Raw genomic sequence first — 18,631 nt, forward strand, 5'->3', positions numbered from 1 at the left:
TTTCCATATGGCACATACTACATCTAATCCGAAGATCCACGAAGGCCGTAACTTAAAGAGATTCAGAGAAATGTTGTCTGTGAAGCAGGACGCGCTGGCGTTTGAGCTCGGCGAAGATTGGAACCAGCAAAAAATCTCCCTGCTCGAACAAAAAGAAAAGATCGATTCCGATATTTTGGAGCAGGTGGCGGCGATTTTGAAAATTCCGGCTGAGGCGATTCGAAATTTTGATGAACAACAGGCAATCACTGTAATTTCGAGCACTTTCAACGACAATTCTCAGCTGGGCACCCTGATCAACAACTACAACAATCCTATTGATGCGGTCTTAAAACTTCATGAAGAAAAGATGGCTCTCTATGAGCGGATGTTGAAGGAGAAGGATGAGATGATGGAGCGTCTGGAACGGTTGATTACCAATCAGTGATACTCGTGAGCACATAAAAACGAATTGAACTTCTCACATAACTCTAGCATGATTGACATTATCGAGCTAAACGAGCGTATTTTCCATCGTCTCGAACAATCCGACTTACTATACACATTCCGTAAAAGCAATTATGGAAGTCGACTGGAACAAGGTTATTGGTTTTACGGAAATGAAAATCAAATGGCTATTTCGTTTTGGTCAGGCATGGATTGGAAAAATCGAACTCCAAATATAGTATTTGTGATAACGCAAAACGGTAATGTCTATTTGGAAATCAATGTTTCGGATTCAGATCGAAAAAGAGAATTTATCACTAACTATCTTGCTGATCCTTTGGAACTTGGATCTGATAGTCGGAAGTTCCGAAAATACTATGCTGACAATCTAGACCTTGATGAAGCTATATTCGAGTTTGAAAAATTTCTAAATAGTGACAAAATTATTATTGATGAAATTATCAATCGCGAGTCGAAAAGTTTCTTTCTTCCAAATGAAGAATCAATCAGCAACATTGATAGAAAAGAATTTCGCCAACGTCTACAAAACGTTCATAAATATAGACGTACAATAGTTGACATAGAACGCACCGAAAGTAAACAGGCACTTGAAAAGCCTACTAAATTACAATCTTTCAGAGTTTGGGATTCTGGCCCTATATCTTATACGGAACTAACGGACATACCAGCTGATAACAAATGGATATTTATTACAGGTGAAAACGGATCAGGAAAAACAAGTTTTCTTCGAGCAATTAGTACTGCCTTAGGATATCGGTCCTTAGATCGAAACGAACAAATGAGAAATCCCAACTTTCGATTTGAGGCAAGACTATTTAATGAAAGTAGCAATATAACTGAAAGCTTTACAAGAGAACATAATGAGGGGACCAAAAATCGCCGTCCAAAAGTTTCCGGGCTTTGTATGTACGGTCCATTTCGGTTGTTGAACAGCAGGAAGTTGTCAGAGGCAAAATTTAAATTACTCTACACAAAGAGTGGATCTTTCGAGTCTCTTTTTAGTGATAACTCTCCCTTGCTGGATATAGACAAGCAATTAGATATATGGAAGAAGGATAGAAAGTCCTTACATCTGCTAGAAAAGCGCCAATACCACATTAAAAATATTTTGACCGCAGTTGTCCCAAATCTCTATAATATTGATTTATCTCTGTCGGAACTCGGAAAGCCAGTAGAATACCAGACCAGAAGAGATGACATCTCAAATCAATATTCAACGCCATGGGAAAATTTATCTTCCGGTACAAGAAGTGTCTTCTCACTAATTTTAGATATTTTGCTAAGACTTTACGATCAGCAACCGAAAGTCGTTGATCCGGCCGAATTGAAAGGTGTTGTTTTGATAGATGAAATAGACCTTCACTTACATCCACTTGCGCAAAAAGAGCTAGTAGTAAATCTATCCAATGTTTTCAGTGATGTTCAATTTATTGTCACAACTCATAGCCCTATTCCATTGTTGGGTGCACCTAGAAACAGTATGATATATGTTATGAGAAATTATGATGGCAATGTCTCGATTGAACGCATGGATGATAAGGTAATGTTCCGAAAAATTTTACCGAATGCCATTTTCACCTCTCCGATATTTGGATTTAGTGATCTTGTGCCGGATGCAAAAGGTAAGGACGAGATACCATATCTCGACGATGACTTCAATCAAGTCAAACGACGAGAAAATTTGAACAGAGACATCAGAGAATATCTAAATAATGACAAACAAAAGGAATTATTGGCATTATTTAATAAAGAAAAGCAATGAGAAATGTGACTCGTAGCTATCTAATAACTGATGCGCCCGACATCTTGCAAGCAGAGGATACTATTGCAGCTTCAACAATAATTGCGAAAGCAGGTGATGCAAGCGGTATAAAAAGGTCGCTGTATAGCGATCCCTATACAGCTGGACCTGACGAAGGAAACCAATCCCGAGTCATAGACAAGCTTAACAATTGGTACTTTGGGAAATGTGCATACTGCGAGAGATTCTACAAGCTAGATGTCGAGCACTTCAGACCCAAGGGAGAAATTCGAGATGAAAACAATGCGTTGACTTCGAATATAGGTTACTATTGGCTAGGATATGAATGGTCAAATCTGTTGCCTTCTTGTATCTCATGTAATAGAGATGGCGGAAAAAACTCTAAGTTTCCCTACATAGCGGGGGGCAAAACAGTGACCGCACCAACTTTTAACGAAAGTGGTAATCTCGACAGAGAACATTGTATCGTAGACCACGAGTTACTCGTAGGAGAGCTCCCAGCTCTCCTTAATCCAGAAGTTGACTTGAATGTAGAAAGGTTTTTTGCCTTTGAAATTGATGACGATACGGAGGGAATTCGAATCAAAGGTGTTGATGCTGATCGTCGTGGTGAAATAACTGCAATTGTTTGTAAACTGAACAGATCTGAAATCAGGAGAGAGCGCCTACAACATGTAGTAATGGAATTTGTAAATAGTGTTCATAACTCAGTAGCCGTACTAAAATCATCAGGAGATAACACTAACTTCAAAGATCAACTAAATTTACATATCCAGAAAATTTATCGAGACTGCGACGAAATAAAGTTAAGCCACACATTGCTCAGAAAATATATTGTTGCTACGCCATTAAATTTTCAAAAAATCGTGATTCCCTTCATCATACCAGAATTTAAGGCAATTTTATCAGAAGCCTTCACAAATTATGTTCATATCTAGTTCACTAAGAATTATATTTGATTCCAGAATGGCAAATATGATATTGTAAACAATCTTTGCATACTTCCTTTTTATCGATCCTACTAAACGTTTGGCTTCTTATTACCGCGGCAGCATTCTGAATTCTGCTGTTTGTTTCTTCAAGATTATCCTCCCTTAGTGATTTGGGCGGCAATTGAGTGTTATACTCCAAATCATATATTTGAATGTAATCTGCTGTCTGGCCTGTAAGTTCTTTGTGCCCAAGAGCATAAAGATTTAATTGATCATAAGTTATTTTTTGGTTTTGAACATCTTGCTTGGATTTGAATTCAATTATAGTTGTCTCATACTTATCTTCGTATAATTTTCTTCGTATTAGATCAATTTTTCCAGTTACTAAAATACCGTTATCCAAGTTCAGCTGTATCTCCTGCTCAACATATTCTATATTCTTGAAGGAATCCTTATTCCTTTTGTAATACTCTGCCACCCTCTCTTTAACCAAATCTTTCATCTGTTCGAGAATGGTAGATTTGCCTAGATAGGGAAAGTGAGACTGCCCATTTGCAATATCCAACACGTCATCCTGAGACAACTCCTCTCCAAGCTTACTACGCTTGTGTATTTCCATCAAAGTGTTATGAAGCGATCTGCCGAAACCCATGCGCTGGTCCAATGGATAGGAAAAATTATACATCGATACCAGTTTAAATCTGTACTGACATTCAAAGAAGTCTTTTAAAACGCTGAAATTTAGTGTAATCGACACTGCTTCCTTCTTAGGACTAGCTTCTATCTTCAAATTCTTCTCAAATGGCGGAAGATTCGTTACAATTGCGTCTGATTCTGCAAGCTCACTCACAAATTGCGATGCTTTTCTATATAGCTGATTGTTTTCATCAGGTGCACGAGAAATAAATAAGAACTTTTGGGCGCGGGTAATGGCAACATAGAATAGCCGTCTTTCATCTTCCTCACTACCGATGTATCTCTGTTGATTCTTTATAAGAGCTGGGTTCAAGAAATGCCATTCGGTAAGCCCACCCACTTTCTTTGCAGGCATATAATTTTTGTTTAGTCCAGGAATAAAGACAACAGGAAACTCTAAGCCTTTTGCCTGATGGATGGTCATTATTTGGACGGCATTTGGTGCTCTGAATGGATTGTTTAGCCAACCCTCAGGATAGTGATCTGCCGCAGCATATCGAATAAATTGCAAAAAAGAGAACAAATGATACGATGGAACTGACGAATTGAAATAAATCTCTTCGAAATCGTTAATTACCTGACTAAATTTACCAAGATTATACATAACAATCTCAGCAATGTGCTGTGACTGAAATGCTTCCTCATTAATCTGAGATTTCTCTAAAAAATCCCAATATATTTGTTGTAAACTAAAAGCCCATATTGCTTTTCCATTTCTATCAACCTGCTTTTCTGGGAATTTACTATTTAAGTATTCGATTCCCAGCAGCAAATTATTTGAAGCAAAGTTACTATTCCGTATTTGAATCCACAATTGCAATAACTCTTCGGCCGAAATACTCTTATTAAGATATTGAAAGATTCCATATGCCGCTTTCACCTCGTTGACAGAAAACAATTGATTCACCCCCGCAGTTATGTATGGAATATCAAGCTTTTCCAACTCATTGACAATCCCCGCTGTTTTACTCCAAGTTCGTAAAAGAATTGCAAAATCCGAATAATCCAATCCACGTTCTGGCTCGTTTGGGTCAGTTACATTCGATTTGAATGGGGTTCCTCTCAAATCGACTATCATTTGTGCTATTGTACCATTCTCTTCAACTGTGGACACAAACTCATTATACAAAACATCGTTATTTTTACTAAATGTTTGCTTCTCTGCTGATATCATTGATTTTGGGATTCTATCGTTGCGCGAAATGATTGTTTCAGCTAATGCAGTGACGCCTTTCGAGCTCCGGAAATTTCTATCTAATATTATCTCATGCGCCGGCTCATAGTCATGTAAAAAATCTTTGATAAAACTGCTGTTACTTCCACGCCATTGGTAAATATTTTGGTCGTCATCCCCCACGACGGTAATGACAGGTTTAGCAACCTGGTATAATTGATTGATTAGAATTCCCTGTATAGGATTGATATCTTGATATTCGTCAACAATCAAATACTTAAGATCCTTTTTGATTTTATTGTATAAATCCCTCTTTTCTTGGAGTTTATCAATTGCCTCCGTCATTATCATAGTAAAATCAAAATAGCAGTTTTCCTTCAATAGACCTTCGTACTTCTGTTTAGCTAATACAATATGTGAAGGCAACTCACCATCAAGTTCTGACTCTCTGATAACATTCATCAGCTGGATAAATCTTTTAGTATCGACAAAGATCTGCATAGTGATATCATCATTGCTCACCTTTGTCACATCGCTCATGCCGATTTTTTTATAGTTTTTATCTACAAAAAGTCTGAGCTTAATATCGTCTAGAACACTAAACTTTTGATACTGGTATTCATTCTCCTGCAGTGCTTTCAAACACCATCCATGTATAGTGCCAATATACATATCAGCAATTGCTTGAACGTTTTTTAATCGATCATCCTCTTTTATCGTTTTCAGGACCTTATTTCTAAGCTCGGCTGCCGCCTTTTCCGTATATGTAAAAGCAATTATATTTCGAGGTTCAACCGCTGCATTATTTTCACCAAGCAGCAAATGAGTTATTTTGGCAGCTACGGTACTTGTTTTTCCTGAACCGGCACAGGCAATAATCCGAAGATTTTTGTCATTCTCGCTGATGGCACGTTGCTGATCTGGAGTAAAATTTAGCATACCTTCTGCATTATTACAATTGATTCAGTATTCATTAGAGGGTTTTTCTCGCCTTTCGTCCCATTTGCGCTATTTTGCCGCGGCATTCTTTTACTACTAATTTGCCGATTATAAGTAGTAACGTGCTTAAAGCCAACATTTTCAAAGAAGTCCTTGGTAATCGTATCAGTTTGAAGAGTAACACCCCTTACATTTCTGTTACTTACAACATAACATGCGAAACCTCCAAGCTTTACTGTTTTCGACACATTTTTTATTGAATTTGAGTAGTCGTTGTAAAATGATACAACATCCAGTACTCGCTTTTGATCAATTTTGTTTATGTCGTTTATGTGCTCATTTAAGATAGGTGACTTAAATTTTGATATTACTTTCGACTTTATGCCGCCCATAAGTTCATTATCTAGCGACCTGCCATGATCTCGGAGACCTAACCACTGGTTTGCCAATGCTGAAAACTGTCCGTATGCTACGGTAGTGGAAGAATCCCCATATGGTGGTGACGTAAGAACAATATCGACTGAACCTTCGGGGATGATTTTTTTCGGGATTTTGAATATGCTGTTATCTCCTGTAATCAGTGGTTCTGCAAAATTAGCACGTGACTCCATGAAATCGCTAAGTCCATTCCTATTCCGTCCTAAAATTTTTTCGCAAATCGACAGTGAATCTGGCTTAAAGATTTTAATTCGCTCAGCACTCATCTTATACAGCTTAAATTCATTTTTTCGAGTCCATGAGCATTCTCTTATTGTTTGACTCAGGGCAACTTTGAAAAAGTTTTTAACTTGAACATTCTCAATATGATTAATATATTCTGAAATAATAGATAAGTCATGCTTCACCGCCCTGGAAAACCAAAAATCAATATTTTGAAATTCTGGGACAATGATAGAGTGCCGATTATTTCTATAACCAAATCTAAATGCAAAGAGATAATCGTAAAAGTCCTTCAAATGAAGATCTAGGGTTTGTATCTCAATTTGCGTAGTCTTAACATTCGCAATCAACCTAGCTAGCGGATTCAGATCAAATCCGTATGACTTTATTCCTCGGGTTGCAGCTTCTACAAGGGTTGTCCCGGTCCCGCAATAAGGGTCGAATAGCGAAAGGGCATTTTTTCCATATTCATCTAACAAAGCTGATGCAATCTGTGGAATCATCTTTGCCGGATATGTATGGAAGCAATGTGTCGAATATGCTGTGTTAGAATTCGTGAAATCGAAGTTCATTAATATAACCTATTACAATACGTTGTTAAAATTTACAAGATACAAATTTAGACCTAACAACGGGATTTTCGCCAACTAAACTTTTTAAGACACAGATATTCAGATAGAGCATCGAGATGCCTGAATTTGGGGACGCTGGCTGGTCTGCACTTTGGCTTTGTATATCAGCTCAATTTTTGCTACTTGATACAAGTTTGAAACATTGGCGAAGCTCCCCATAATTGCCTTGATTTTGAAGTGATTAAATGAATTATGCGCTTCATTCTGGCACTGGGCAAGCAAGTAATGGAAGCAACGGAATAAAGGAAGAGCTGTATGAATGCCGGGCTACGCGCCCCGGTGTTTATGCCGGATTTTCCACTGCGCCCGGCGTGGAACGCCCCGCAGCCCCGTGACTACCTTTGGGACATCATTGATACAAGAAACTCTGTCAGGCATTCGAGCAATCCTCAAAACTTCGATAAGTATCTCCTAAATTGTAAAACATGTAACTAGCTGATTTTCAAATATTCTGATCGGGTACGATTTGGGTACAACAAATAGTTGTACTTGAAGTGCCTTGATTTCTGATGTTGTTTTGTCATGTCCTTTCGAGAAAGGCAAAGGCATTCTTCACTTCAAAACAGCAGGGCTTATGTTACCACATTTCAACTGGACGGATTACTTTCTGGCAGTGGCCGTCATTGCGGCTGTCTATTACGTGATCGTCGGTGCGCTGTTCTACCGACATGAGATCGAAACCTTTTTCAGCTCGCAAAATAAGTTTTGGCAGCGGGTGGAGAAGCCTCCCTCGAGCGGCTAACCAAATGAGTGAGCCGAGTGCTGGTGAAAGCGAAAAAGCTATCGCGAACACACCAGCCTGGCAAAATGAAGAGGTGTTCGGTAAGGTGGAAGAGCTGGCCCACCAAATTAGGATCAGCATATCGGAAGCCTGCCAAAAAGGATACGAACGGAGAGACCTGATCTTTCTGATCCAGCTATTACTCAAAGACTTTTCTGCCATCAAAGGCAGCCCGTTCCGTCCGGCGATCGACAATGTGATCACAACGGAATCGGCAAAATATGGCTTCATCAACCTCAGTGCTGTAGAGCTAGAGGAAGTCTGGAAGGAGGTTTAATGATGAGCCCGCTCTCCTGCGCTCCCGGGCCTTCGGGCTTGGGAGCCGCAAGGAGACAAACCAAGCAAATCAATTCAAAAACAATAATCAACGAGGCGTATGAAATGTGGGAAAGCGGCCCTTTCGATCAGGGCAAAACAAGTATGGGCATCAGCATTGCTTGCAGTAGTGGCAAGCGTAGTCAAAGCGCAAGACGGTGCGGCAGGTATTTCAGAAGCGGACAGCCAGGTGCGTAGCTATTTTGAGCCGGGTACACAGCTCATGTATGCCATTGGCGCGGTACTTGGTCTGGTAGGCGCAGTGAAGGTCTTCCAGAAATGGAATGCCGGAGACAATGATACCGGCAAGGTCGCGGCGGCGTGGTTTGGCAGCTGTATTTTCTTGGTGGTGGTGGCTACCGTGCTGCAATCTTTCTTCGGCCTATAAGGATAACCGTTATGGCGAACACCAGCGTTTACCAAATCAACAAGGGGATCAATACGTCCATTGAGTTCAAAGGTCTCAAAGCGCAGTACATCTGGTACATGGGTGGGGCGGCAATCGTTTTGTTTGCAATTTATACACTGCTGTATATCTGCGGGATCCGTTCTTACATCTGCGTGGGGATTGTGGTTTGCCTAGGCATTCCGATGATCATGGGGATTTACCATTTGAGCTCGGCATATGGAGAGCATGGCGTTACCAAGATGCTCGCGCGGCGAAATATTCCCAGATATGTAAAGTCTAATTCGAGGCGCATTTTTAAAACCAGCACTATTAATGGAAAAGTTACTGGATGATCTGATCCCGATCATGGATGTGGAACACGATTGCATCCTATCCAAGCAGGGAGACATCACGGTGGTATTTCAGGCAGATTTGCCTGAAATATTCACCCTCTCTGATCACGACTATGAGGCTTTTCACCAAACGTGGGTGAAAGCGCTCCGCGTGCTGCCACCACATTCTGTATTCCATAAGCAGGACTGGTTTGTCGACAGCCGCTACGAGCCGGACTTTTCGCGGGAGGATAAAAGCTTCCTGTCAATGCAGAGCGAACGTCATTTCAATGAGCGACCATTTTTGGATCACACCTGCTGCATCTACATCACCAAAAAGCCAGGGGACCGGAAGGTATCAAGCTCGCTGGCCTCAAACCTGATCCGCCCGGCTTTGATGCCGGAGGAAACGATGGATGAGAAGGTATTGCAGGAGCTGCATAGCTGCGTAGGTCAGTTCAGGCATATTATGGAAGACAGTGGATTTGTAAAGCTGCGAAGATTAAAGGATGAAGAGCTTTGGAGCAGCGGCGTGAAGGCCGGGATCGTTGAACAGTATTGTTACCTTTCCGGCAAAGGTGAGCCATTGATCAAGGATATGCAGTTTGATGAGAACATCCGGATCGGCAGCCAGCACTGTCAGCTCTACACGCTGGCAGACACGGAAGACTTGCCCGCCACCTGCGGTTCACAGAATAGCTTCGACAGGTATTCCACAGACAAGACAAAATTTAGCATTGGGTATGCTTCGTCGCTCGGTCAACTTTTGAGTTGCAACCACATTTACAACCAGTACATTTTCATCGACGACGGGCCGAAAACACTCAGGAAGATGGAAACGAAAAGGTTGCGGCTGCAATCGCTGGCGGCTTATTCCCGCAAGAATGCGATTGCACTCGACGCAACGAACGCTTTTCTGAATGAAGCAATATCAGGTCAACGAATGCCGGTGAGGGCGCATTTCAATTTGCTGGTCTGGACTGAAAAGAAGGAAGAGCTCAACGAGCTAAACAACAAAGTTTCGGCAGCACTAGCCCAAATGGAAGCTGTTGCAAAAAAGGAGACAACCGGTGCACCACAGATTTATTGGGCAGGCATTCCCGGCAACGCGGCGGATTTCCCGATGAACGAAACTTTTGATTGTTTTGCCGAACAAGCTTCGTGCTTTCTAAACCTGGAAACGGGTTATCGTTCTTCGATTAGCCCGGTCGGATTACGCTTGGGCGATAGGCTGACTGGTAAGCCGGTACACGTTGATATCAGCGACGAACCGATTAGAAAGGGAATTTGCACGAACCGAAACAAATTCATTCTCGGTCCCTCTGGAAGTGGTAAGTCGTTTTTCACTAACCACATGGTTAGGAGCTATTATGAGCAGGGTTCCCATATTGTGCTGGTGGATGTGGGGCATTCCTATAAAGGTTTATGCGACCTGGTCAAAGGCTACTATTTCACATATCAGGAAACGAATCCAATCAAGTTCAACCCCTTCCACATTGCCGAGGGCGACTCGCTGGATACTGAGAAAAAGGAAAGCATCAAGACGCTGATCCTGGCACTTTGGAAAGGACAATGAGGTCTTTAAGCGGAGTGAATATGTGGCTTTGTCCAACGCGCTGACATTGTACTACGCCTACATTGATGAATACGAGGAATTCGCCTGTTTCAATACCTTCTACGAATTCCTGCGGGATGAGTTCGTGCCGATTCTGGACGAGGACAAAGTCAAAGACCGGGATTTTGATGTGGCTAACCTGCTGTATGTCTTGCGGCCTTATTACAAGGGAGGAGAGTTTGATTACCTGCTCAACGCGACCGAAAATATTGACTTGCTGAACGAGCGGTTCATTGTCTTCGAGCTGGATAATATCAAAGACCACCCAATCCTGTTTCCGGTCGTAACGATCATTATCATGGAGGTTTTCATCAGCAAAATGAGAAAGCTGAAAGGGATCAGGAAGATGATATTGATTGAAGAAGCCTGGAAGGCGATCGCGAAAGAAGGCATGGCGGATTACATCAAATACCTTTTCAAAACGGTCCGGAAATATTTGGGCGAGGCGATTGTAGTTACTCAGGAAGTAGAGGACATTATCAGTTCTCCGGTAGTCAAGCAGGCCATTATTAATAACAGCGACTGCAAAATCCTACTCGACCAAAGCAAGTATCAAAACAAATTTGGACAGATACAAGAACTGCTCGGCCTGACCGAAAAAGAGAAAACGCTAATCCTTTCGGTCAACAAAGCCAACGATCCGCTCCGAAAGTACAAAGAGGTTTTTATCAGTTTGGGTGGAACCCTTTCGAGAGTGTATCGAACCGAGGTGAGCTTAGAAGAGTATCTGTGCTACACAACCGAAGAAAGCGAAAAAATCAAAGTGATTGAGTACGCGGCTCGTTTCGGCAGCATGCAAAAAGGGATTGCGGCATTGGCAGAGGAGATCAGATCAACATCATGAGAAAGAACATTCTATTTTTCACATTGGCCTTCGCACTTGTCGCGACACCGGTCAAGGAAGCAGAAGCAGCGAATCCTTGGGCGGCGATTATCAAAGCAGCGATTAAAAAGGTAGTGAAGGCGGTCGATTTGATGATCCAAAGGCGGCAAAACAAGGTAATCCGGCTCCAAAATGCGCAGAAAGCTATTGAAAACACAATGGCGAAACTGCAACTGGATGAAATCACCGACTGGGTAAAAAAGCAGCGGGATCTTTACAAAAAGTACTACGACGAGCTCAAAAAGGTCAAGGCAGTCATCGCTTATTACTTCAAGATCAAGCAGATTGCTGATAAAAATTCAAAGTTGGTCGACGAATACCGAAGGTTTTGGGGATTGGTTTCCAATGACAAGCATTTCACCACACAGGAGCTAGACTACATCTTCAAGGTGTATGTAGGCATCCTGGAAAATTCCTCCAAGAACGTTGACCTGCTGAAAATGATCGTCGAGTCCTTCACGATGCAGATGACCGATGCCCAGCGGCTCGAACTGATCAAAAATGCGGCTGACAAAACCGACCAGCTTTATAGTGACCTGACTAGGTTCAACCAGGAAAATGCGATGCTGAGTATCAGCCGGGCCAAAAGCCAGCATGAAGTGGATGTGGTGAAAAAGTTGTACGGGATCAACTAGTCTGATTATGAGAACAATCTTGATTATTCTGGCCATGATTTTCATCAATACGAGCTTACAGGCGCAAACATTCAAGGAATGGTTCCGGCAAAAAAAGACGCAGAAGAAGTACCTGATCGAGCAGATCGCCCAGTTGAAGATCTATTTGGAGCTCATAGAAAAAGGGTACAAGATCGCCAAGGAAGGCTTAACGATGATCGGCGACTTGAAACGAGGTGAATTCAAACTGCATAAAAACTACTTCGATTCATTGAAGGTGGTTAATCCGAAGATTGCTGGTCTGCCGAAAGTTAAATGGATCGGGACATTTTACGGAGAGGTCAAAAGCGTGTGTAGCTCCTGCATTTCGAAACTCGGTCAAAGTGGCTATTTGACAAACGATGAGCTAGCTTATTTACGATCAGTTTTCGACCGTGTAACTGCTGACTCGGACCAAATCCAGGCGGCTGTAAAAGAGATTACCAGCGACGGAAACCTGGCCATGACCGACAACGAGCGATTGAAAAGGATCGACGGACTTTACGATCAAATTCTGTTCAACTATACGTTCTCAAAAGCGTTTTGCAATGAATCCGCCGTGCTGGCAGCAGCCAGGATGAAAGAGAAAGAGGATGTGGTAACCGGCCGACAACTAAACGGCGCAAATTGAAACGCAATGAGAATCGCCCTGATAGTACTTATAGTAATCGCGTTGGCCGTTCCGAACCAGACAAAAGCGCAAACTCCCGAGGTAACTCAATTGATCTTAAACATCCAAAAGCTGAACCAGCTGCGGAAGATCCTCAAAGAATTGAAAGCCGGGTATGACATTCTTTTTAAAGGTTATACGACGATTAAGGATATTTCCAAAGGAAACTTCAAGCTTCACGAGGCATTTCTGGACGGGTTGCTAGAAGTGAGCCCAGCTGTGAAACGCTACAAACGCATTGCAGAAATCGTGGATTTTCAATTGAAACTGGTTTCCGAATATCGAGCAGCGTTCGCACAATTCCAGTCAGGGAAGTACTTTAATAAGGACGAGCTGGAATATATGTCAAGGGTTTATGCCCGGTTAATTAACCAAAGCATTAAGAATCTGGACGCACTTACAATAGTGGTGACTGCCAAGAAAATGCGGATGTCGGATGATGAACGCCTGGCAGCAATCGACAAAATTCACGAAGAGATGCAGGATAAATTGATATTCCTGCGCCATTTCAATTCAACCGCCGCCACACTCGGCTTGCAGCGTGCCAAGGTTTTTGTGGAGGTAGAAACGAGTGCACACCTAAACGGCGTCAATCCATAATCCAAATTTTATGAATGCATTGATTAGAACCGCCTTAGTAGGGGTGATTGGCATCGCTTTGCCTCAAATAGCTTCTGCACAAGGGTTTCCAGATCAGATCAGCGGACTGCATAGCGTGCTCGACAAGCTTTATGATGAAATGATGCCGATGTGCGCAAAGTTGATCGGCGTAGCTAGGGGAATAGCTGGGTTTGCGGCGATCTGGTACATAGCGGCTCGTATCTGGCGGCATCTAGCCAATGCGGAAGCGATCGACTTTTATCCACTCTTCCGGCCATTTGCGATCGGGTTTTCAATTCTGATTTTCCCTTCGGTGTTGGCGATGATCAATGGGATCATGTCGCCCGTAGTCAATGCAACTGCTGCAATGGTGGATGGTTCGAACGAGGCAATCACTATCCTGTTGAAGAAAAAGGAGGAGGCAATTATGAAAACCAACACGTGGCAAATGTATGTGGGCGCAGCGGGCAATGGCGACCGGGACAAATGGTACAAATACACGCACGGAAATGAGGAGCCTTCGGGTGAAGGGATTTTCGCAAGTGTAGGCAATGATATCAAATTCTCGATGGCCAAGGCTTCCTACAATTTTCGCAACTCTATCAAGGAGTGGATGAGCGAGATTTTAAGATTACTGTTTGAAGCAGCTGCACTCTGCATCAATACGCTGAGAACATTTCAGCTGATAGTGCTCGCCATAGTTGGGCCGATTGCGTTCGGAATTTCAGTTTTCGATGGGTTCCAGTTTACGTTAACAGGCTGGATTGCCAGGTACATTAACATTTTCCTTTGGCTGCCAGTCGCAAACATCTTCGGGGCAATCATCGGAAAGATCCAGGAAATGATGCTGACGCTGGATATTAGTCAGGTTGAAGGTGCGGGTGATACCTTTTTCAGCTCGACGGACTTAGCCTATCTAGTATTCCTCATTATCGGCATTGTCGGGTATTTCTCTGTTCCTGCGGTTGCAGGGTTCATTATTCAGGCAGGAGGCGGAAACCCATATCTGTACAAGGTAACGACACTTTTCTCTCAAACGGCGACCGGTTTCGGCAACAGAGTATTTCCCGCTAGCGGCGGCTTCGGTACACTGCCAAGAAACACGGCGATGCCTAAATCTCAGAATTCTTAACCAATCAATGTCATGTTTACAAAAGCCAAAAATCTGGAAACAGCATTCCGGCATGTGCGCGGATTCACAATGCTGGTAGTGTTGGGCTGCATAGGTTTCTGCTGCTTTGCGATCTACAAAAGTTATCAACTGGTGGATCAAACGCAGGACAAAGTCTACATCCTGGCAAGCGGAAAAGTGCTCGATGCCTATGCGTCTGAACGAAATGAGAATATTCCTGTGGAGGCTCGGGATCATGTAGCCACCTTCCACCGGTACTTCTTTACCCTCGATCCTGACGACAAGGTGATACAATCCAATTTGGTCAGGGCACTTTATCTGGCAGATGTCTCAGCCAAAGCGCAATATGAAAATTTGAAAGAGTCTGGCTACTACGCCAGCATCATCTCAGCGAACATCAGCCAGCAGATCAGCATCGATACGGTGGAAGTGAAGACCGAAGATTATCCTTACCAATTCCGATGTGTTGCTTCCCAGCGTATTATTCGCTCCACCAGTATCGTCACCCGGCGGCTGGTAACGGAAGGATTTCTTAGAAGCGTATCCAGAAGTGATAACAATCCACATGGATTCCTGATCGAACGCTGGACGACGCTTGAAAACAAAGACATCAATGTTCAAAACCGATAGCTTATGTTTTACAATTTCAACAGACACAAACAGCTTGCCGCCCAAATGTCTGACAGCCCGGTCCGGCGTGCCCCAGCAACACCCAAGTTTCGAGGAAACAGGAAATGGGGACTTTGGAAAAGAATCACTGTGAGGCTGGCACGACTGCCGCTGAAATGGCAGCATGCGCTATCAATCGCGCTGCTCTCCGCCGGAATTGGATATAGCTTTTCGCTGATCCTGCCTGACTATCAAATTGCCGCATTGTCAAAGGTCTTCACAAGCGATAGCAGAAACCAAAAGACAATCAAAGCGGCGACGTCAAGTCCACGCCAGCAGGCTTTTGAAGTTTACGTCGACAGCTTAGAGCAAGCACACGTCCGGGACAGCATTTATCAATCACAACAAACCGCAAAAGATTATGCAGACCAAACCATACACCCGTAAATTCTTACAAAAGCGTAAGTTTTATACAGTCCTGCCACTGCTGGTTTTTCCATTTCTCACACTAATAGCCTGGGCATTATTCGGAAAGGGCGACGGAGGATTAGTTTTATCAAAAGAGAGAAAGGGGCTAATTATGAGCCTTCCAGATGCCTTTTTGAAAGATGAGAAAGACCTGAATAAAATGGGCTACTACCAAAAAGCGGCCGAAGATTCTGCAAGGCTCCGTAATCTGATCGAGAAAGACCCGTACTATCAGGACACGCTACTCGCCTCGAAATCCGGCCCTTTGGGTGTGCCGCTCAAAAGTCTGGAAGGGCCGGGAAAAACAAAGAAAGGAACCGCTGACCAAACTTCTGTAAATGCCGATCAGGCTGACAAAGAAGTGTTCCAAAAACTCCAAGAACTAGACAACGTCTTATCAAAAACCAGCAATCCAAATTTTGACGATCCCAGTAAGCCCAAAGCTGCGGCCCAAAAGGAGGATGTAAATCACGAGCGACTTGCGCAGTTAGAACAAATGATGGCTGGCCTTGGGGAGGGAGACGAGTCAATCACTGAGGCCGATCCTGAGATGGCCGAGCTAAATGGAATGCTCGACAAGATTATGCAAATTCAAAACCCTGAGCTACAACTTGAACAGACTCGAAAGCAATCGCTACAAAATAGAAAGCAGGTCTTTCCGGTAGCAGCGGTTACTGATCAGGTACAATTTACTCTCCTTGGTGGTCAGGGCGAACTTTCGGACAGTTTAAAACATGGCACGTCAACTCAGCAAAAAGGTTTCCATTCCTTAGAAAATCAGAGGAGTGCCACGCAAACGCAAAACGCGATCGAAGCGATTATTGATCAAAATCAAACACTCGTGACGGGCGCTACAATTAAATTTCGGTTGACCACGGACATCTTTATAGCGGGCACTCGTATCCCGGCCGGTAGTTTTCTGTACGGAAAGAGCAGTCTTAATCAGGAAAGGCTTCGCGTGAATATTGAGTCTGTCAAGTCTGGTAATTCTTTGTTTCCCGTCAGCTTGTCCGTTTATGACATGGATGGAATGGAAGGAATTTACGTTCCCGGCGCACTTTCTCGCGATGTTGGTAAAGAATCCTCTGACCGCGCGATTCAAGGGATTAACATTCCAATCATCGACCCTTCTCTCGGCGCACAAGCTGCAAGTGCAGGAATCGAAGCTGCGAAGACATTTCTCGGCCGAAAAACAAAACTGATCCAGGTATCTGTGAAGGCTGGCTATAAGGTGCTTCTCAAAGACGCCAACGCCAAATCAATCTAATCTCAATTCATTTTAAGATTCAACTATCATGAGAAATTTTCTTTTGAGTCAGCTACTGCTATGCCTGAGCTTTGTCGGAATAGCCATTTGCCAAGGCGTCGAAACGAGCGCTATACAGGCAATTCCACTTGAAATCACCACCAGCAAAACTACCCACCTAGTATTTCCATACAACATCAAAACGGTGGACCGAGGGAATGGAGGAATTCTCGCGCAAACGGCAGCAGGCTTTGACAACATCCTGCAAGTCAAAGCCGCTATAGCATCTTTCGATACGACCAATCTGACTGTTATCACAGGTGATGGGACGCTTTACTCGTTTCTAGCGAGCTACTGTCCGAATCCTGTCTCAATTAATATAAGAATCGGTAAATCAATTAACGTTGGCGCTACGTCAGTAGCAGAACCAAACGAAGCGGAGATCGAGGAGGCGTTGATCCAAGCAAGTCAAAACGATTCCAGTAATGTCAGTATAAAAGATCAATCTTCTCAGGCAAAATTGGAGCTATCAGGCATTTACATCTGCGGCGATATTTTGCTTTGCAAACTGACGCTTACCAACAATTCGCATATAATATATGATATCGAGACCCTTAGGTTTTCCGTCAGGGACAAAAAACGGCCTAAGCGTACAGCGATTCAGGAAACCTTTATCACGCCATTCCGCGTGCTGAGTGATACGACCTCAGTCGGCCCAAACGCGGAGCACACTTTCATTTACGCAATACCCAAGATGACGATTCCGGACAAAAAGCTTTTGTCAATCGCGCTCCATGAAAAAAATGGCGGCAGGCATCTAAACCTTAAAGTTCGAAACAGGCATATCCTGAAATCCCTTCCCTTGACGACTCATTAATCCAACCTTAAATCATAGAAATCATGAACGAGAAAAATTTCGAATACCTACGCGACCAGGTAAAGTATTCAGGCTTCGGCGACGGCCTGGAGGCTCAGCTGAGGGAGAATATCAAAAAGCAGCCACTTGAATTCAGCGTGCACCATCAAACGGCATTCGGTAAAGACGAGGTAGAGAGCACACTGAATTTCAAAAAATCGTCGGTTACCGATATGTATTTTTTCAATAACTATCAGACCTCAGTAAAGCCTGATCAGGCCGCAGAGAAGGTAAACCAAACCTTCTACATCGGAAAGGATAACAATATCACTTTGAAAGAAGGTTACAATTTGTTGAGTGGCCGGGCTGTAAATAAAGATCTGACCAATAAGGAAGGGAAAATTTACAATGCATGGCTCCAACTGGATTTCAAGCAAACTGACAGCGCAGGAAATTTTAAGCTCAAACAGTTCCACCAGAACTACGGCTTCGACCTTGAAAAGGAGCTTTCCCGGCTGCCGGTCAAAGAACTGCAAAATAATCAAGATCGTGGCAGAGTTCTGGATTCACTGCAAAAAGGGAACAGGCACGCGGTCACATTCCTGGAAAATGGTAGCGAACACCGGAGATACATTGAGGCCAATCCTCAATTTAAAACGATAACCATATTCGATGCCAATATGCACCGGCTTCATACGAAGCAGTCTAAAGAGAATAAGCAGGAGAATACTAGCAGACACGAGCAAAAAGTGTCGAGTGAGTTAGCGACAGACGACGCACCTGGCGGCGCTCCGGAAAAAAAGACGAAGAAATCAAAAGCTATGTCTATCAGTCAATGAAT

At 43.2% G+C, this 18,631-nt stretch carries 18 protein-coding genes and 1 pseudogene; 17 read left to right on the top strand and 2 right to left on the bottom strand.

Annotated elements, in window-relative coordinates:
• Positions 1-7: 7 nt before the first annotated feature.
• Genes DFER_RS04575 through DFER_RS04585 form a run of 3 tightly spaced genes read left to right on the top strand, consistent with a single transcriptional unit; the run spans position 8 to position 3,147 of the window.
• The gene (locus tag DFER_RS04575) at positions 8-427 is read left to right on the top strand and encodes a helix-turn-helix domain-containing protein (RefSeq protein ID WP_015810434.1); all 420 of its coding nucleotides are present in this window, start codon (positions 8-10) and stop codon (positions 425-427) included.
• Positions 428-475: 48 nt separating this feature from the next.
• On the top strand, positions 476-2,209 hold the full coding sequence (locus DFER_RS04580; RefSeq protein ID WP_015810435.1) for an AAA family ATPase: 1,734 nt from the start codon (positions 476-478) through the stop codon (positions 2,207-2,209).
• Positions 2,206-3,147 (top strand): HNH endonuclease family protein, encoded by a 942-nt coding sequence (locus DFER_RS04585; protein ID WP_015810436.1) that lies wholly within the window; start codon positions 2,206-2,208, stop codon positions 3,145-3,147. Before DFER_RS04580 ends, DFER_RS04585 begins: the two co-directional genes overlap by 4 nt.
• Positions 3,148-3,151: 4 nt before the next feature.
• Here DFER_RS04585 and DFER_RS04590 read toward each other — a convergent pair whose 3' ends face one another.
• Both DFER_RS04590 and DFER_RS04595 read right to left on the bottom strand, forming a co-directional pair.
• On the bottom strand, positions 3,152-5,950 hold the full coding sequence (locus DFER_RS04590) for an ATP-dependent DNA helicase (RefSeq protein WP_015810437.1): 2,799 nt from the start codon (positions 5,948-5,950) through the stop codon (positions 3,152-3,154).
• Positions 5,944-7,113 carry an SAM-dependent methyltransferase gene (locus DFER_RS04595; protein ID WP_050774625.1) on the bottom strand — a complete coding sequence of 390 codons (1,170 nt, stop codon included), beginning with the start codon at positions 7,111-7,113 and terminating at the stop codon, positions 5,944-5,946. The genes DFER_RS04590 and DFER_RS04595 overlap by 7 nt, the downstream gene beginning before the upstream one ends.
• A gap of 703 nt (positions 7,114-7,816) precedes the next feature.
• On the opposite strand from DFER_RS04595, the gene DFER_RS30040 reads away from it, so the two are divergent.
• The 14 genes and pseudogenes from DFER_RS30040 to DFER_RS04660 all read left to right on the top strand — a co-directional run bounded on the left by DFER_RS30040 (position 7,817) and on the right by DFER_RS04660 (position 18,629).
• Positions 7,817-7,984 (top strand): hypothetical protein, encoded by a 168-nt coding sequence (locus tag DFER_RS30040; RefSeq protein WP_015810439.1) that lies wholly within the window; start codon positions 7,817-7,819, stop codon positions 7,982-7,984.
• A gap of 4 nt (positions 7,985-7,988) precedes the next feature.
• Positions 7,989-8,300, top strand: coding sequence for a hypothetical protein (locus tag DFER_RS04600; protein WP_015810440.1), 312 nt, complete (start codon positions 7,989-7,991; stop codon positions 8,298-8,300).
• A gap of 99 nt (positions 8,301-8,399) precedes the next feature.
• Positions 8,400-8,726 carry a DUF4134 domain-containing protein gene (locus tag DFER_RS04605; protein ID WP_015810441.1) on the top strand — a complete coding sequence of 109 codons (327 nt, stop codon included), beginning with the start codon at positions 8,400-8,402 and terminating at the stop codon, positions 8,724-8,726.
• Between the two features lie 11 nt (positions 8,727-8,737).
• Positions 8,738-9,079, top strand: coding sequence for a DUF4133 domain-containing protein (locus DFER_RS04610; RefSeq protein ID WP_015810442.1), 342 nt, complete (start codon positions 8,738-8,740; stop codon positions 9,077-9,079).
• A gap of 13 nt (positions 9,080-9,092) precedes the next feature.
• Positions 9,093-11,517: pseudogene (locus DFER_RS04615) on the top strand (TraG family conjugative transposon ATPase).
• Positions 11,514-12,191 carry a hypothetical protein gene (locus tag DFER_RS04620; protein WP_015810443.1) on the top strand — a complete coding sequence of 226 codons (678 nt, stop codon included), beginning with the start codon at positions 11,514-11,516 and terminating at the stop codon, positions 12,189-12,191. The pseudogene DFER_RS04615 and the gene DFER_RS04620 overlap by 4 nt, the downstream one beginning before the upstream one ends.
• A gap of 7 nt (positions 12,192-12,198) precedes the next feature.
• Positions 12,199-12,840, top strand: a complete 642-nt coding sequence (locus tag DFER_RS04625; protein WP_015810444.1) for a hypothetical protein — start codon at positions 12,199-12,201, stop codon at positions 12,838-12,840.
• A gap of 6 nt (positions 12,841-12,846) precedes the next feature.
• A complete protein-coding gene (locus tag DFER_RS04630) occupies positions 12,847-13,479 on the top strand; it encodes a hypothetical protein (RefSeq protein WP_015810445.1) in 633 nt (210 codons plus the stop codon).
• Positions 13,480-13,489: 10 nt separating this feature from the next.
• Positions 13,490-14,611, top strand: coding sequence for a conjugative transposon protein TraJ (gene traJ / locus DFER_RS04635; protein ID WP_015810446.1), 1,122 nt, complete (start codon positions 13,490-13,492; stop codon positions 14,609-14,611).
• A gap of 12 nt (positions 14,612-14,623) precedes the next feature.
• Positions 14,624-15,241, top strand: a complete 618-nt coding sequence (traK, locus tag DFER_RS04640; protein WP_015810447.1) for a conjugative transposon protein TraK — start codon at positions 14,624-14,626, stop codon at positions 15,239-15,241.
• 3 nt (positions 15,242-15,244) lie between these two features.
• Positions 15,245-15,667, top strand: coding sequence for a hypothetical protein (locus DFER_RS04645; RefSeq protein WP_015810448.1), 423 nt, complete (start codon positions 15,245-15,247; stop codon positions 15,665-15,667).
• The gene (gene traM / locus DFER_RS04650) at positions 15,642-16,955 is read left to right on the top strand and encodes a conjugative transposon protein TraM (protein WP_015810449.1); all 1,314 of its coding nucleotides are present in this window, start codon (positions 15,642-15,644) and stop codon (positions 16,953-16,955) included. Before DFER_RS04645 ends, traM begins: the two co-directional genes overlap by 26 nt.
• Positions 16,956-16,983: 28 nt before the next feature.
• Complete coding sequence (gene traN / locus DFER_RS04655) at positions 16,984-17,811, top strand: conjugative transposon protein TraN (protein ID WP_015810450.1); 828 nt, start codon at positions 16,984-16,986, stop codon at positions 17,809-17,811.
• A 23-nt stretch (positions 17,812-17,834) separates the two neighbouring features.
• Entirely contained in the window at positions 17,835-18,629 is a 795-nt protein-coding gene (locus DFER_RS04660) for a hypothetical protein (RefSeq protein ID WP_015810451.1), read from the top strand.
• Positions 18,630-18,631: the final 2 nt, after the last annotated feature.

It is taken from the genome of Dyadobacter fermentans DSM 18053 (genome assembly GCF_000023125.1).
Classification (GTDB): domain Bacteria; phylum Bacteroidota; class Bacteroidia; order Cytophagales; family Spirosomataceae; genus Dyadobacter; species Dyadobacter fermentans.

Coding starts and splice junctions, on each gene's coding strand:
- DFER_RS04575 (WP_015810434.1), top strand. CDS start 8: ATGGCACATACTACATCTAATCCGAAGATCCACGAAGGCCGTAACTTA.
- DFER_RS04580 (WP_015810435.1), top strand. CDS start 476: ATGATTGACATTATCGAGCTAAACGAGCGTATTTTCCATCGTCTCGAA.
- DFER_RS04585 (WP_015810436.1), top strand. CDS start 2,206: ATGAGAAATGTGACTCGTAGCTATCTAATAACTGATGCGCCCGACATC.
- DFER_RS04590 (WP_015810437.1), bottom strand. CDS start 5,950: ATGCTAAATTTTACTCCAGATCAGCAACGTGCCATCAGCGAGAATGAC.
- DFER_RS04595 (WP_050774625.1), bottom strand. CDS start 7,113: ATGATTCCACAGATTGCATCAGCTTTGTTAGATGAATATGGAAAAAAT.
- DFER_RS30040 (WP_015810439.1), top strand. CDS start 7,817: ATGTTACCACATTTCAACTGGACGGATTACTTTCTGGCAGTGGCCGTC.
- DFER_RS04600 (WP_015810440.1), top strand. CDS start 7,989: ATGAGTGAGCCGAGTGCTGGTGAAAGCGAAAAAGCTATCGCGAACACA.
- DFER_RS04605 (WP_015810441.1), top strand. CDS start 8,400: ATGAAATGTGGGAAAGCGGCCCTTTCGATCAGGGCAAAACAAGTATGG.
- DFER_RS04610 (WP_015810442.1), top strand. CDS start 8,738: ATGGCGAACACCAGCGTTTACCAAATCAACAAGGGGATCAATACGTCC.
- DFER_RS04620 (WP_015810443.1), top strand. CDS start 11,514: ATGAGAAAGAACATTCTATTTTTCACATTGGCCTTCGCACTTGTCGCG.
- DFER_RS04625 (WP_015810444.1), top strand. CDS start 12,199: ATGAGAACAATCTTGATTATTCTGGCCATGATTTTCATCAATACGAGC.
- DFER_RS04630 (WP_015810445.1), top strand. CDS start 12,847: ATGAGAATCGCCCTGATAGTACTTATAGTAATCGCGTTGGCCGTTCCG.
- traJ (WP_015810446.1), top strand. CDS start 13,490: ATGAATGCATTGATTAGAACCGCCTTAGTAGGGGTGATTGGCATCGCT.
- traK (WP_015810447.1), top strand. CDS start 14,624: ATGTTTACAAAAGCCAAAAATCTGGAAACAGCATTCCGGCATGTGCGC.
- DFER_RS04645 (WP_015810448.1), top strand. CDS start 15,245: ATGTTTTACAATTTCAACAGACACAAACAGCTTGCCGCCCAAATGTCT.
- traM (WP_015810449.1), top strand. CDS start 15,642: ATGCAGACCAAACCATACACCCGTAAATTCTTACAAAAGCGTAAGTTT.
- traN (WP_015810450.1), top strand. CDS start 16,984: ATGAGAAATTTTCTTTTGAGTCAGCTACTGCTATGCCTGAGCTTTGTC.
- DFER_RS04660 (WP_015810451.1), top strand. CDS start 17,835: ATGAACGAGAAAAATTTCGAATACCTACGCGACCAGGTAAAGTATTCA.